Here is a 14412-nt window from a genome sequence, read left to right on the forward strand (position 1 = left end):
CTTACTACAAATGAAAGATGGAAGCCATATGCAAATATGGCTTCATTATTTTTTTTCAGGATTTAAAATCCTAAGTTCTATATGAAAAATATAAAATATCTGTGGTGAATTACATGATACGGATGTCAAGAATTTTTTCACCTTCCAGATAAGCTTCCAGAATATCATTTTCTTCTACTTTTCCAACTCCTTTTGGAGTTCCTGTAAAGATTAGATCACCTACTCTTAAGGTAAAATACTGAGAAGCAAAGGCAATGATATCATCAAAATCGAACATCATATCTTTTGTATTGCCATCCTGAACTTTATCCTTATTTTTTAACAGGGAGAACTGAAGACGATCAAGATTGTAATTCTCTTTTTTGAAGAAGCCGCTTACCACAGCGGAGCCGTCAAAACCTTTGGCAAGCTCCCATGGCAGTCCCTTTGATTTCAGCTCACTCTGAAGATCCCTGGCAGTAAAATCTATTCCCAGGCCTATTTCTTCATAATGTTTTCCGGCAGATTCTTTCTGAATATATTTTCCTCCTTTGGAAATTTTTACGACTACTTCCAGCTCGTAGTGAATATCATTTGAAAATTCAGGAATGTAAAAATCATTTCCTTTTAAAACGGCTGTGTCCGGTTTCATAAAGATAACCGGATTCTCAGGAATTTCATTTCCTAATTCTTTTGCATGCTCACTGTAGTTTCTTCCTATGCAGATGATTTTCATAATTCTTTACTATTTTTGAACCTGATGTATTACTTACAGTACTATCAGGCGTTATTTTAACGCTTAAATTCATTACCACAATAATAGCAGTGGTACAGGTTAGCAGGAATTTTTACGGGCAGTCCAAGAACAAGGACGCTGATCCCAAAGATCCCACCAAGCTTTTCATCCTGGTAAATATGATTGGAACCGCATTTCGGGCAGACAAAATCAAATTCAGGATCAGAAATTGTATATTCTACTTCCAGGGAATATTGCTCATTGTCCTTATAATCCTGAAGAATCTGTTTGGCTTTTTCCACATCTTCTTCAAAAACCTGAAGCTGTATACCGCCTACAGCCTGCGAAAGAAGCCAGTCCGACTGAATCAGCTGCTCATTTGCAATAAAACTGTTAATATCATTTTCAGCCAATATCTGTTTATCCCTGTTAGCTTCAAGGGCAGTTTCATAAAATTTAAACCGAACCAGATCAGACATATTTAAAACCTGCTTGAAAGTTGAATTTTTGTAAAAATCTTCTTGGTATACAACGGAAAGTCAGCGTTCTGAAGCCATCCGAAATATCCTAAATCTTTTTGAAATACCGCTTTTACACCTTGTCCTTTGTATTTTCCAAAATTGAAAATTTCCTCCATTTTTTCATTATATCCTATGAATCCGGCAAGATCAGCATTCTTGTTATGGAATGTAAACTCACTTAACGGAGCAATTTCATTCGGGATATCATCATATTTACCAACCTGGGCATCCAGTACCTCAAAAGTAGCCATTACATCAGCTTCTGCAGAGTGTGCATTTTCCAATGTTTTACCACAATAGAACTGATATGCCGCACCCAAATTTCTAGGTTCTTTTTTATGGAAAATTGTCTGAGCGTCTACCAGTCTGAATTTACTCAGATCAAAATCCATTCCTACCCGTAAAAGTTCTTCTGCCAAAAGAGGAACATCAAACCGGTTGGAATTAAACCCTCCCAGATCACTTCCGCTAATCATCTCCATTACTTTAGAAGCAATATCCCTGAAAGTAGGAGCGTCTTTTACATCTTCATCATAAATTCCGTGGATTTCACTGCTTTCTTTAGGTATAAGCATCTCCGGGTTTACCCGCCAGGTCTTGCTTTCTCTTGAGGCGTCCGGGTTTACTTTTAAGATACAGATTTCAACAATTCTGTCTTTTCCGATATTCGTTCCTGTAGTTTCCAGGTCAAAAATGCAAAGCGGTTTATGGAGTTTTAAATTCATGTTGATTAATAATTTGAAATGTGTTTTAATTAAATGAAGCTGTATAAACTTCATGTTAATTGTTGATTTTCTATTTTAACTGTCCCTGAAAAATAAGGGACACTATGATATAATAAATAACAAGCATAGGGATCCCTACTATCTGGAATATCGAAAGAATAACTATTCCTCCTGCCAGTAATACAATTTTAGGATAGTTGTCTTTTAATTGCTTGGATTTGAATTTCATCGCCATCATCTTAATCGGGCTGATCAGAAGCCATGAGGTAAGAAGAGTCAATAGAACCAATAGCAGCTCATTATTAAATAAAAACCCGAAAGTTCCTGTTTCTTTAAAAGCATAATAAAGTCCAAATAGTAAAACGGTGTTTGTAGGCGTATTCAATCCTTTGAAATAATAACGCTGTTCTTCGTCAAGATTAAAGATGGCAAGCCTCAGGCAGGAAAATACAGTAACAATTAATCCCAGATACTTAATCTCAAACGGAAAATGAATTCCAAGAAGCTCAGTGCCAAATGGCTCAAGTGCTTTATACAGAGTAAGTCCAGGGATGACTCCGAAGCTCACCATGTCAGCAAGAGAATCCAGCTGAAGTCCCAGATTGGAGTTCGATTTCAGGGCTCTGGCTACAAAGCCGTCAAAAAAATCGAAAACAGAAGAGAGAATAAGGCAGATTGCTGTAGTCTGATAATCTCCTGAAATTAGATGTATTGCACCTATGCAGCCTGCAAATAAGTTAGCCAGGGTTAGGGCATTGGCCAGATTATTCTTTATAAAATTCATAGCCACAAAATTACAGTTTTTAGAAATTGTAACTCAAAATAATCTGAACTAAAAAATGCACTAAAGTGATTTTGATGTAAATTTGCCCCATGAAATTTTTAAAAGAATCGAGAAAACAGGAACTTCTGGCACTGGTTTACAGAATTTTCTTAGCTTACGTTTTTTATCAGATTGCCAGACTTTTATTCTGGTATTTTAATAAAGATCTGATTAAAGTTGACTCTGTTTCAGATTATATAAAGCTGGCTTTCCACGGTACGGCTTTCGATACCACGGCTATTTTATACGTGAATACCTTATTTATACTTCTTAGTTTACTGCCTTTGGTTATTAATACAAAAAAGGTTTTTCAGCAAATTCTGTTTTGGATCTATTTCATTACCAACGGGATTGCTTATGCTATGAATTTCGGAGATTTCATCTATTATAAATTTGCGCAGGCAAGGCTTACTTCGGCAGTATTCCAGGTAGCAGAACACGAGTCTAATGTTTCTAAAACCCTAATGATCTCTGTGGGAGAACATCCTTTTGTACTGATTTGGTATGTGGTTCTGATGACCTTGTGGGTGTTTCTTTATAAAAGAGTTAAGGTACAGGAATCAAAACCTTTGAAGCTGATTCCCTATTTTCTGATTTCCATTATTACTTTGTGTATCACAACGGTACTGGTTGTGGGAGGAATACGGGGGGATTTCAAGCACAGCACCAGACCTATTAATATGGTGGATGCTACCCGTTTTGTAACCAATCCGCTTCAGGGAAATATAGTGCTTAACAGTACCTTCTCTTTTTTCAGGACTTTAAATACCAATAACTTTAAAGAAGTTCATTTCGTAGATGAAAAATATATTGAAGAAAATGTACATCCATATAAAGTCTACGACAGAAAAGTAGAGAACCGTCCCAATATCGTTATTTTCATTGTGGAATCTTTCAGCAGAGAATATTCCGGTGCTTTTAATAAAGATAAAAATATTAAAGATTACGTCTCTTACACACCATTCATGGATAGTCTGGCCGCTCAAAGTCTTATATTTCCTAATACTTTTGCGAACGGAAGACAATCTATCCATGGGATGAGCAGTGTATTGGCAGGAATTCCTAGTCTTACTGATGCATTTACAGGATCTCCCTATTCCAACCAAAAAATACAGTCTATTGTTTCCGTGTGTAACGATCTGGGATATGACACCTCTTTTTACCATGGAGCTCCGAATGGTTCTATGGGATTCCTTGGATTTGGAAATATTTTAGGATTTAAACATTATTTCGGAAAAACAGAATATAACCATGATGAAGATTTTGATGGCATGTGGGCCATTTGGGATGAACCTTTCTTACAGTATTTTGCAAAAAATGTAGGAAAAAAACAACCTTTTATGGCAACCGTATTTACTGCTTCATCACATCACCCTTTTAAAATTCCTGAAAAATATAACGGGAAATTTAAAAAAGGGAAAATACAGATGCACGAACCTATACAGTATACGGATTATGCTATTAAAAAATATTTTGAAACCGCTAAAAAACAGCCGTGGTATAATAATACGATCTTTGTTTTCACAGGAGATCATACCAATCAGATATATTATCCGGAATATGAAAAAGCCATGAACCATTATGCTGTTCCACTGGTCTTGTACTCCCCGAATCCTGCCTATCAGTTAAAAGGTGTCAGCCAGGAAATAGCACAGCAGGCAGATATCTATCCTACATTGGCAGACCTTATCGGGTATAATAAACCAATAAGAAGCTGGGGAAGAAGTCTGGTGAGTGATAAAAAGTATCCGTTTCTTGTAGTAAATTCCGATGGAAGTACAGATCAGTTTATGATAGGAAACTATATTTACCGTTTTGACGGCAAAGAGATTATCGGAGTTTATGATAAATCAGATCTGAACCTGGAGAAAAACATCATGAATGACGTTAAAAACCCAGAAGTGGAAGCCGGAAAGAAAACCGCAAAAGCATGGTATCAGGATTATATGGACAGAGTGATTAACAGAAAACTGTATTAACCGAAAAGGTAAAACTGCACATTTGTTTTTGCTTTTTTTTACCTCTTTATGCTTTGTATAACAAAAGTTTTTGTTTGTTTAAAATTAATTTATATTTTTATCAATACGTATAGTAAAAATATTGTATAAAATTAAAACTATCAGAAATATGAAAAAATTATTGTTAACGTTTGCACTTTCTTTTTGCGGTGTGCTTACATTCGCACAGATAGAAGGTAAGTGGAAAACGATAGATGATGAGACCAAACAGGCAAAATCTATTGTTGAAGTGTATAAGAAGTCAGACGGGAAATACTACGGAAAGGTTTCTCAGTTATTGATAAAACCTGCTGATGCAAACTGTACAGCATGTAAAGATGATAGAAAAGGAAAGCCAATTTTAGGATTGGAAATCATCAGGGGATTGAAAAAAGACGGCGATGAGTTTACCGGAGGAACAATTACAGACCCTAAGACCGGAAAAACATACAAATGTACCATTACAAGAAGCGGCGATAAGCTGAACGTAAGAGGGTATCTGGGATTATCTTTATTAGGAAGAACCCAGGTCTGGGAGAAAGCTAATTAATATAAGTTTAAATAGAATTTTAAATGGCATTTCAGAAATGAGATGCCATTTTTTATAGAGATAAGAATTCAGAAAAGTCTTTTTCATAGCCCCGGAAAAGCAGCAAAGAGCGTGATAAGAATGAAGAAAATACCTGGTAATTAAGAGTAATATTATAACTTCATCACTCAAATGTGGAGCCTTTTTATGATGTGTATAATAAAAAAACACTATTTTTGTAGTCTAAATTTTTCGAATAAATATGGCAGAATATACTTTTCGTGAGGTAATTGCACAGGCAATGAGCGAGGAAATGCGTAAAGACGAATCCATCTTTTTAATGGGGGAAGAAGTTGCAGAATACAATGGTGCATACAAAGCTTCCAAAGGAATGTTGGATGAGTTTGGTCCTAAAAGAGTAATCGATACCCCAATTGCAGAGCTTGGTTTTACAGGAATTGCCGTGGGTGCTGCGATGAACGGTAACAGACCAATTGTAGAGTATATGACATTCAATTTCTCATTGGTAGGAATTGATCAGATTATCAATAATGCTGCGAAAATCCGTCAGATGAGCGGAGGGCAGTGGAATTGTCCAATTGTTTTCCGTGGTCCTACAGCTTCTGCAGGTCAGTTAGGAGCTACCCACTCTCAGGCTTTCGAGAACTGGTTTGCAAACATTCCTGGTCTTAAAGTAGTGGTTCCTTCCAATCCTTACGATGCAAAAGGATTGTTGAAAACTGCAATTCAGGATAATGATCCGGTTATTTTCATGGAATCTGAGCAGATGTATGGAGATAAAATGGAAATTCCTGAAGAAGAATACTACTTGCCACTTGGAAAAGCAGATATCAAGAGACAGGGTACAGATGTTACTTTGGTTTCTTTCGGTAAAATTATGAAGCTTGCTTTACAGGCTGCTGAAGATATGGCCAAAGAAGGAATATCTGTAGAGGTTATCGACCTGAGAACAGTTCGTCCTCTTGATTTTGACACCATTTTAGAATCAGTGAAGAAAACAAACAGGCTGGTTATTTTGGAAGAAGCCTGGCCATTTGCTTCTATATCTTCTGAAATTACTTATATGGTACAGCAGAAAGCATTTGATTATTTGGATGCTCCTATCAAGAGAATTACTACTCCTGATGCACCTGCACCTTACTCTGCAGCCTTGTTTGCAGAATGGTTCCCTAAGCTTGAAAAAGTGAAAGAGGAAATTAAAAAAGCGATGTACGTAAAATAATTATAGAGAAAAACTTCCGAAAGGAAGTTTTTTCATTTATTATATTCATGAAGAAAAATTCTTGACGTCATAAAATTAGTATAAATTTGCGCCTTTAAAATAATTAAGCTGATATGGCAGAAGTTACAGAAGATGGCTACCACTTTGACATAAAGAAACTTTCCTTTATAGGAGTTTTAGTGTCTCTAGGAATTGTTTTTGGAGATATTGGTACCTCTCCGCTTTACGTAATGAAAGCAATTGTGAATGCAAGATCCCAGGGGAGTAATATGCCATTCAACGAATACATAGAGGGGGCACTCTCCTGTATTATATGGACTCTTACGCTTCAGACAACAATCAAATATGTGATCATTGCTTTGAGAGCAGATAACAAAGGTGAAGGAGGAATTCTGGCTTTGTTCTCTTTAGTAAGAAACCTTAAAAAAGGATGGTTGTATCTCATTGCCATTATTGGTGCTGCAGCCCTTATTGCGGACGGAGTAATTACTCCCTCACTGACGGTAATGTCCGCTATTGAAGGTCTTGAAATTTATAATCCGCATACGCCTGTGGTTCCCATTACAATCGGAATTCTGATTGCCATTTTTGTAGTACAGCAATTCGGAACAAGCTTCATAGGGAAGTTTTTTGGTCCGGTAATGGTAGTTTGGTTCTTAGTATTAGGAGGTTTGGGAGTAATGCATTTGAGCGAAAATTTTGAGATTTTAAGATCATTCAATCCGTACTACGCTTATAAACTAATAGCCAATTCACCAAGTGCTATTGTTATTTTGGGAGCTGTTTTCCTTTGTACAACTGGGGCAGAAGCATTGTATTCAGACTTAGGGCACTGCGGTGCTAAAAATATCAGGATAAGCTGGGCATTTGTTAAAATTATGCTTATTCTAAACTATCTTGGGCAGGGAGCCTGGCTTTTGACCAATTATAACAAACCTGGATTCTCCGTAGTAAACCCGTTCTTTGGAATTATGGAAGAATGGATGATCATTCCGGGCGTAATTCTGGCAACAGCAGCGGCAATCATTGCCAGCCAGGCATTGATTACAGGGTCTTTCACCATATTCTCGGAAGCAATGTCTCTTAACCTTTGGCCGAATCAAAAAATTGATTATCCTTCCGGTGTTAAAGGGCAGATGTATATTCCAAGAATCAACTGGGGCCTTCTTATTCTGTGTATTATTGTAGTTCTTCACTTCAAAGAATCAGGGAAAATGGAAGCTGCTTACGGACTTTCCATTACAGTGACAATGCTGATGACGACAGTTTTGCTGGTATTCTGGTTACTGAAACACAGAGTAAGCAAAGTGTTGATTCTGTTTTTCGCATTAGTATACATGGCGATTGAGCTCGGGTTCTTCAGCGCGAATATCATCAAATTTATGGAAGGTGGATGGATTACGGTTGTATTGGCTGGTTCTATTGGACTTTCTATGTATGCATGGTATAACGGCCGATTGATCAAAACAAGATTTATACAGTTTGTAAAAATCGAAAAATATGTGTCGATCCTTAAAGACATGAAACTGGATGAAACGATCCCGAAATATGCTACTAACCTGGCATACCTGAGCCGTGCAAAAAGAAATGATGAGGTAGAATCCAAAATTATTTATTCTATCATCAAAAAGCAGCCGAAAAGAGCCGATCATTACTTTATCCTGAGCATTGTAAACCAGGAAGATCCCTATACATTCAGATATACGGTAGACGAAATTCTTCCGGGAACGGTCTATAAGATTAATTTCCTTCTGGGATTCAAGGTAGACCGAAGAATCAACGATTATTTCAATATGGTGCTTAAAGATTTAATGGCAGACGGAACCATTCCTTCACGAAGCAGCCATCCTTCTCTGAGAGCTCATGATATACCGCCGGATCTTAAATATGTGATCATAGATAATACATATATCAACGATATACTTTTAACTGTTAAACAAAAGATTATTCTTAACATTTACAATTTTGTGAAGTATATCGGAAGTGACGACTTTAAAGCCTGGGGAGTATCTTCTCACAACGTTGAGGTCGAATCTGCTCCAATCACAGAATTAACAGTTTATGATAATAAGATAGAGCAGTCCGGATATTTCCGTCACAACTCGTAACCCGCTAGCAGTAACCATACTATCTATTTAAATAAAATTCAATAAATTTGTAGATAATTTTTTTAATGGATACAATACAAAAAGAAAAAAATATAGCTTTGATTAAGGATGTTCTGAGAAACTACCTGTTAGAAAAGGGTTTCAGAAACACCCCTGAAAGATATACGATATTGGAAGAGATTTATAATATGGATCATCACTTTAATGTAGATGATCTGTATCTTCTGATGATGCAGAAGAAATACCATGTTTCCAAAGCAACCATTTACAATACTATTGAAATTTTCCTTGATGCAGGCCTGATCCGTAAGCATCAGTTCGGAGAAAAGACATTGACGTCTTCATCTTATGAAAAGTCTTATTTTGACAAACAGCATGACCACCTGGTGATCTACAAAAAAGACTCAGATAAAGAGATTGAAGAAATTATTGAATTCTGCGACCCAAGAATCCAAGGAATCAAAGAAGCCATCGAAGAAGCGTTTGGCGTAAGAATTGATTCTCATTCGCTGTATTTTTATGGCACTAAGAATGACTAATTAATGAGAATAATACTTTTTCTGTTAATCTTTATTTCTACGCTGGGTTTTGCGCAGGATAAAACTCCTGTGAAGAGAGATCCGTATTTACAGACTCCTGCTCAGAATAAACAGGTACAGTTAAGACCTGAAGATAAAGTAAAGATCATCCACGCAGACGAAATCAAGAAAAATCCTGAAAAGTACGATGGGAATCAGTATTTTACCGGAAATGTTCAGATAGAACATCAGGGCTCCATTCTTACTGCGGATGAGGTGGTTTTGTATAATGAAGAAAACTTTGTAAAAGCAATAGGCAATACAAGACTTCAGAATACAGACGGCTCTGTAATTACTGCAGGAGAAATGGAATATGATGCCAACACCCAAAAAGGTGTTGCAAGAAAAAACGTGGTTCTGACAGATCCTAAACAAACCATCAAAACAGATATTCTGTATTACGACAGGCTGGCTAATCAGGCTTATTTTAATACAGGAGGAACAATTTCTGACGGTCAGAATGTAACCTACGCCAAAGTAGGAACTTATTTCCTGAATACCAGAGTGGTTGATCTTACGGGAAATGTAAAGATCGAAACGCCTCAGTATACGATCGAGGGCCCCAACATCAAGCAGAATCAAAATACAAAAATTGCTGACTTTATCGGCCCTACAACCATTACCAGCAAAACCAATCCCAGAAACAGAATTTATACGGAAAAAGGCACCTATAAAATGGATTCTAAAGAGGCTTTTCTCACCAAAAACTCCAGAATCTTTTACAATGAGAAAATCCTTACCGGTGATGATATGTATTACAATCAGATTACAGGATTCGGTAAGGCAACGGGAAATGTAACTCTTGACGATCCTAAAGAAAGAAGATATATAAAAGGCGGTTACGGAGAAATTTTTGAGAAAAAAGACTCCGCAATGATGACGAAAAACCCCTATGCAGTTAAAGTGATGGAAAAAGATTCCATCTATTTTGCATCAGAAAAAATCATCTCTTACCAAAGACCGGATTCACTGGATATCAAAGTTAAGAAAAGCTACCTCAGAGCCTATAAGAAGGCACGTATTTATAAATCTAATGCGCAGGGAAGAGCAGATTCCATTGCCTTCAATGAGACAGACGGAATTATGCATATGTATACCAACCCGATTCTTTGGAGCGGAGAAAAACAGGTAACCGGAGATAAAGTAGAAGCCTACTTTAATACCCAAACGGAAGATATAGATTCATTAAAAGTAATCGGAAATGCCTTTGCCATCAGTAAAGTAGACTCACTCACTTTAAAAGATGAGTTTAACCAGGTAAAAGGAAAATTCATGACTGTCTACTATGAAAAAAATGCCATTAAAGAGGCAAGAGTCGTAGGAAATGCCCAGTCTATCGTCTATGTGGATGATACTGATCAGGAGACCAAAAAACCGGAAAGAATAGGGATTACATTGTCTACCTGTGGAATTATCGGAGCATTGTTTGAAGAAAGAGCGCTGCAGATCATTTCGTGCAGTATCGGAGCAGCTTCAGATACTTATCCGATGAGCATGATAGAACCTTCGAAAAGGAAATTCCCGGATTTTAACTGGAATACCAAAGACCGGATCCGGAAATGGCAGGATATTCTTGTAGATACCCCTAACAATGAGGAAATACAGTATACTGCTGATAACGAGCTCTTCGATAAAGCCCAGAAAGCGATAGATGACGAAAAAGCCAAAGAAGAAGCCAAGAAACCTAAACGAACCAGAAAATAATAGAAAAGGCCAGTAGCTCACTGGTCTTTTTTGTGGATTAATTTCAGCATTTAATGAATCTTTTATAGCTTTGCTGAAATTTTTGGAGACAATGGAAATGCATAAAGATTTTTTTATATATCAGGCTCAGACCACCCAATTTGCCGCGGGTTTTGAAGTAGAAAAAGCTACAGGAAGTTATATATACGGAACAGACGGGAAAAGATACCTTGATTTTGTAGCGGGAGTTTCCGCCAATACATTGGGGCACTCCCATCCTAAAATTGTGGAAGCCATCAAAGAGCAGACGGATAAATATCTTCACGTCATGGTCTATGGTGAATATGCACAGGAAAAACCTGTCGCATTATGCAGGCTGCTTGCAGAAGCTACTCCGGATCCTTTAGAAGTTACGTACCTTGTAAACAGTGGTGCTGAAGCCATTGACGGAAGTTTGAAACTTGCCAAAAGATTTACGGGAAGAGAAGAAATTATTTCCTTTAAAAACTCTTACCACGGAAATACCCATGGGGCTTTGAGTGTTTCAGGAAACGAAACCCATAAAAGAGAATTCCGTCCTTTATTACCAATGGTCTCTTTCATTGAATTCAATAATGAAGAAGACTTTGATAAGATCACAGAGAAAACCGCCTGCGTTATCCTTGAAACCATTCAGGGAGCAGCAGGTTTTCTGGTTCCCGATAAGGGCTATCTGATCAAGCTGAAGAAAAGATGTGAGGAAGTAGGTGCCCTTTTGATTTTGGATGAAATACAGCCGGGATTCGGAAGAACAGGGAAGTTATTCTCTTTTGAACATTTTGGAATTGTTCCGGATATTCTGGTGATGGGTAAAGGAATGGGAGGAGGCGTTCCGGTAGGAGCTTTTATGAGTTCCAGAGAAATTATGGAAACCCTTTCACACTCACCAAAGCTTGGCCATATCACTACATTTGGAGGGAATCCTCTGATTGCTGCTGCAAGTTATGCTACATTAAAAGAAGTATTGGAAAGCGGATTAATGGATGAAGTGGAGGAAAAGGAAAAGCTGTTCCGCGAGCTCTTGGTTCATCCTAAAATCAAAAATATCAACGGTAAAGGGTTAATGCTTGCCGTCAACCTGGGATCACCGGAATATACATTGGAAGTAGCCAAAAAATGTATGGAAAAAGGGTTGGTAGTTTTCTGGCAGCTGTACAGAAATGAGTACCTCAGAATCTCACCGCCGCTTACATTATCAAAAGACGAAATCAGAGAAGGATGTCAGATTATTCTGGATATACTGAATGAAAATTAAAAGTAAAATCTCTCCCGAAAGGAGAGATTTTTTTATGCTTTACATGGCTTAATTAGGCATTAAAACTTACTGCAGCAAAGATTTAAATCCAGTGATAAATATCATACAGATTCTATAAAAAAGTAATTGTTTTTTTGCGTAATAAAAAAATTAATTTATATATTGCGGGACGATAAAACAAAGATTATATGGCGAAACATAAAGTCCATTACGAATTTCCAATGCACTGTTTATCAGAGATTTTGTATGAATATCTGGCGACTGCAGAGGGATTGTCTGAATGGTTTGCGGATGAGGTAACAGAGAAAGGCGATGATTTCTTTTTTAGCTGGGGCGGAGGACCTGCTGAGAAGGCCACTTTGATCAGATATAAGCCTGAAGGTTTCGTACGTTTCAGATGGGAGGAAGATGAAGGAACAAAAAATTTCTTTGAAATGACAATCACAATTGATGATATTACAGAAGATCTTGCTTTAAATATTACAGATTTCTGTGAAGAAGGTGATGAAGAGGAAAATGCAATGTATTGGGAAAATCTTATTGAAAACCTGAGAATAAAACTGGGTGCGGCGTAATACCGTGCTATATTAAATGATAAAACTGATGAACGATTTATCGTTCATTATTTTTTTGTAAATAAATCACTGCAAAAATTGGAAAATCAATATTTTACATCAGACGAGTTAAATGTAAAGAACAGAGCTTTTCTCTGGGGAGATGCTGTAAAGGTTTCTTTCTTTGTAAGAAATGGAAGATTGATCATGGACGAAGAATGCTATTTTTTCCTGATGGCTTCCATGAGAAAGATGAGAATGAATATTCCCTTAACCTACACCCTGGAGTTTTTCCAGACGCTTTTTCAAAAAGAAATTATCGAAGGTAAAGGAGTAAAGAACGGCATTATCAATTTCCAGGTGTTCCGGAATCATGATGGAATAACATTGGCAAAATCTTCTGTATCTTATTTTTACGAAGTTTCAGAAATGACAGATGTGCTGGCAGTTCATCAAAGACTTTTAGAACTGGATCTGACCAAAGAAATTAACGTCAATAATAACCTCCTTAGCAATATCAGAGTACACTGTCCGGAAAATATCTACGGTGCTATTTATGCACAGGAAAATGATCTTGATGACGTGATTCTTTTGAATCCTAACAAGAGAATTGCACGTACTACCGTGGGAAACCTGCTTTTTTTGGAAGGTGATGTTATTAAAGTGCCAAAACAGACGGAAGGAGCTTACATTTCTCCCTTGATGGAAAATTTTGTTACTTTTTTACATAAAAATAACCTGGCAGATATCCAGGAACACGAAATTATCGCATTCGAATCTCAGAAAGCTGAAGAAATTTTAATGATTTCAGATGAGAAAGGGATATTTTCTGTAGGGAAGATAAGAAATAAGACTTTTGAAAATTCCCGTTTTTCAGAATGGGTAGAAAGCTGGAAGGAAAGCTTTCATCAGTAAAAATTGACAAACCCGGTAAACAACAAAGTTCCAGAAGTCCTTTACCGGGTTTTATTCTGAGTAAATCAGAATTTGTATTTTATTTAATATTCGTTGATGATTTCAACAAATTTCTGTGCAATTTCTTTTCGCCCTTTTTCGCTGGTAATGTAGTTTCTGTTTTCAGAATTATTGATGAATCCAAGCTCTACCAATACAGCAGGAGCTTTGGTTTCTCTTAGAATATGAAAATTGCTTTCCGATATTTTACGGGCATTGAATTTTTTATAAATTTTTCCGGCGAGTTCCTTGGAAATATCAGAATTCTGAACATATACCTCATATCCGTTATCTTCCCTCTCTTTTTCAGGAGAAGTGTTGACGTGAAGTGAAATAACCATTTCGGGGTTCAGTTTATTGATTTGATTGGTTCTCTCGGAAAGAGTAGGATAGATGTCAGAATCTCTCGTTAAAATGACTTCATATTGATCCTGTTTTTGATTGATTTTCTGAATTTCCTTAGCAATGCTTAATGCAATATTTTTTTCCAGAATTTCACCATGGGCAGCCCCAAAATCATTTCCGCCATGGCCGGCATCTATAACAATGTATTTTTTGTTAACAGGAGTGAAGGATAAAAACGCAGTAGAAAATAGTGATAAAGCAAGTAATGTAATACCTTTCATATCAGTGATTTTAGTTTTTCAAAGAACGGAAAAACTTTCTTTAAAATTGGTTAAAGGAATCT

Annotated in this window: 14 protein-coding genes; 9 read left to right on the forward strand and 5 right to left on the reverse strand. The window is 36.9% G+C overall.

Going from position 1 to position 14412, the window contains the following annotated elements:
- Nucleotides 1–109 precede the first annotated feature (109 nt).
- The 4 genes from BLW74_RS02510 to BLW74_RS02525 form a co-directional block, all read right to left on the reverse strand.
- On the reverse strand, nucleotides 110–715 hold the full coding sequence (locus tag BLW74_RS02510) for a fumarylacetoacetate hydrolase family protein (protein ID WP_089689877.1): 606 nt from the start codon (nucleotides 713–715) through the stop codon (nucleotides 110–112).
- 56 nt (nucleotides 716–771) lie between these two features.
- Nucleotides 772–1194 (reverse strand): putative signal transducing protein, encoded by a 423-nt coding sequence (locus tag BLW74_RS02515; RefSeq protein ID WP_227413160.1) that lies wholly within the window; start codon nucleotides 1192–1194, stop codon nucleotides 772–774.
- Nucleotides 1195–1196: 2 nt separating this feature from the next.
- On the reverse strand, nucleotides 1197–1961 hold the full coding sequence (locus BLW74_RS02520; protein ID WP_089690634.1) for a 3'-5' exonuclease: 765 nt from the start codon (nucleotides 1959–1961) through the stop codon (nucleotides 1197–1199).
- 70 nt (nucleotides 1962–2031) lie between these two features.
- The gene (locus tag BLW74_RS02525; protein ID WP_089689878.1) at nucleotides 2032–2745 is read right to left on the reverse strand and encodes a CDP-alcohol phosphatidyltransferase family protein; all 714 of its coding nucleotides are present in this window, start codon (nucleotides 2743–2745) and stop codon (nucleotides 2032–2034) included.
- An 89-nt stretch (nucleotides 2746–2834) separates the two neighbouring features.
- Here BLW74_RS02525 and BLW74_RS02530 point away from each other — a divergent pair, with 89 nt between their 5' ends.
- The 9 genes from BLW74_RS02530 (at nucleotide 2835) to BLW74_RS02570 (ending at nucleotide 13685) form a co-directional block, all read left to right on the forward strand.
- The gene (locus tag BLW74_RS02530) at nucleotides 2835–4763 is read left to right on the forward strand and encodes an LTA synthase family protein (RefSeq protein ID WP_089689879.1); all 1929 of its coding nucleotides are present in this window, start codon (nucleotides 2835–2837) and stop codon (nucleotides 4761–4763) included.
- A 148-nt stretch (nucleotides 4764–4911) separates the two neighbouring features.
- Nucleotides 4912–5331 (forward strand): DUF2147 domain-containing protein, encoded by a 420-nt coding sequence (locus tag BLW74_RS02535; RefSeq protein ID WP_089690636.1) that lies wholly within the window; start codon nucleotides 4912–4914, stop codon nucleotides 5329–5331.
- A 241-nt stretch (nucleotides 5332–5572) separates the two neighbouring features.
- Nucleotides 5573–6553, forward strand: coding sequence for a pyruvate dehydrogenase complex E1 component subunit beta (locus tag BLW74_RS02540; protein WP_089689880.1), 981 nt, complete (start codon nucleotides 5573–5575; stop codon nucleotides 6551–6553).
- 113 nt (nucleotides 6554–6666) lie between these two features.
- A complete protein-coding gene (locus tag BLW74_RS02545; protein WP_089689881.1) occupies nucleotides 6667–8661 on the forward strand; it encodes a KUP/HAK/KT family potassium transporter in 1995 nt (664 codons plus the stop codon).
- A 65-nt stretch (nucleotides 8662–8726) separates the two neighbouring features.
- Nucleotides 8727–9200, forward strand: coding sequence for a Fur family transcriptional regulator (locus BLW74_RS02550; RefSeq protein ID WP_089689882.1), 474 nt, complete (start codon nucleotides 8727–8729; stop codon nucleotides 9198–9200).
- Between the two features lie 3 nt (nucleotides 9201–9203).
- Nucleotides 9204–10943: an OstA-like protein gene (locus BLW74_RS02555; protein ID WP_089689883.1), complete on the forward strand. Its 1740-nt coding sequence runs from the start codon at nucleotides 9204–9206 to the stop codon at nucleotides 10941–10943.
- 97 nt (nucleotides 10944–11040) lie between these two features.
- On the forward strand, nucleotides 11041–12216 hold the full coding sequence (locus tag BLW74_RS02560) for an aspartate aminotransferase family protein (RefSeq protein ID WP_089690639.1): 1176 nt from the start codon (nucleotides 11041–11043) through the stop codon (nucleotides 12214–12216).
- Between the two features lie 188 nt (nucleotides 12217–12404).
- A complete protein-coding gene (locus BLW74_RS02565; protein WP_034696870.1) occupies nucleotides 12405–12791 on the forward strand; it encodes an START-like domain-containing protein in 387 nt (128 codons plus the stop codon).
- A 78-nt stretch (nucleotides 12792–12869) separates the two neighbouring features.
- On the forward strand, nucleotides 12870–13685 hold the full coding sequence (locus tag BLW74_RS02570; RefSeq protein ID WP_089689884.1) for an aminotransferase class IV: 816 nt from the start codon (nucleotides 12870–12872) through the stop codon (nucleotides 13683–13685).
- Nucleotides 13686–13768: 83 nt separating this feature from the next.
- Here the strand turns inward: BLW74_RS02570 and BLW74_RS02575 are convergent, their stop codons facing one another.
- Nucleotides 13769–14350, reverse strand: a complete 582-nt coding sequence (locus BLW74_RS02575) for an N-acetylmuramoyl-L-alanine amidase family protein (RefSeq protein WP_089689885.1) — start codon at nucleotides 14348–14350, stop codon at nucleotides 13769–13771.
- Nucleotides 14351–14412 lie beyond the last annotated feature (62 nt).

This window comes from Chryseobacterium culicis (assembly GCF_900108365.1).
In the GTDB taxonomy this organism is placed as follows: domain Bacteria; phylum Bacteroidota; class Bacteroidia; order Flavobacteriales; family Weeksellaceae; genus Chryseobacterium; species Chryseobacterium culicis.

What these genes read in the sequence shown, in the direction of transcription:
- BLW74_RS02545 (WP_089689881.1), top strand. Translation starts at nt 6,667, where the DNA reads ATGGCAGAAGTTACAGAAGATGGCTACCACTTTGACATAAAGAAACTT.
- BLW74_RS02520 (WP_089690634.1), bottom strand. Translation starts at nt 1,961, where the DNA reads ATGAATTTAAAACTCCATAAACCGCTTTGCATTTTTGACCTGGAAACT.
- BLW74_RS02510 (WP_089689877.1), bottom strand. Translation starts at nt 715, where the DNA reads ATGAAAATCATCTGCATAGGAAGAAACTACAGTGAGCATGCAAAAGAA.
- BLW74_RS02540 (WP_089689880.1), top strand. Translation starts at nt 5,573, where the DNA reads ATGGCAGAATATACTTTTCGTGAGGTAATTGCACAGGCAATGAGCGAG.
- BLW74_RS02550 (WP_089689882.1), top strand. Translation starts at nt 8,727, where the DNA reads ATGGATACAATACAAAAAGAAAAAAATATAGCTTTGATTAAGGATGTT.
- BLW74_RS02555 (WP_089689883.1), top strand. Translation starts at nt 9,204, where the DNA reads ATGAGAATAATACTTTTTCTGTTAATCTTTATTTCTACGCTGGGTTTT.
- BLW74_RS02560 (WP_089690639.1), top strand. Translation starts at nt 11,041, where the DNA reads ATGCATAAAGATTTTTTTATATATCAGGCTCAGACCACCCAATTTGCC.
- BLW74_RS02525 (WP_089689878.1), bottom strand. Translation starts at nt 2,745, where the DNA reads ATGAATTTTATAAAGAATAATCTGGCCAATGCCCTAACCCTGGCTAAC.
- BLW74_RS02575 (WP_089689885.1), bottom strand. Translation starts at nt 14,350, where the DNA reads ATGAAAGGTATTACATTACTTGCTTTATCACTATTTTCTACTGCGTTT.
- BLW74_RS02530 (WP_089689879.1), top strand. Translation starts at nt 2,835, where the DNA reads ATGAAATTTTTAAAAGAATCGAGAAAACAGGAACTTCTGGCACTGGTT.
- BLW74_RS02535 (WP_089690636.1), top strand. Translation starts at nt 4,912, where the DNA reads ATGAAAAAATTATTGTTAACGTTTGCACTTTCTTTTTGCGGTGTGCTT.
- BLW74_RS02515 (WP_227413160.1), bottom strand. Translation starts at nt 1,194, where the DNA reads ATGTCTGATCTGGTTCGGTTTAAATTTTATGAAACTGCCCTTGAAGCT.
- BLW74_RS02565 (WP_034696870.1), top strand. Translation starts at nt 12,405, where the DNA reads ATGGCGAAACATAAAGTCCATTACGAATTTCCAATGCACTGTTTATCA.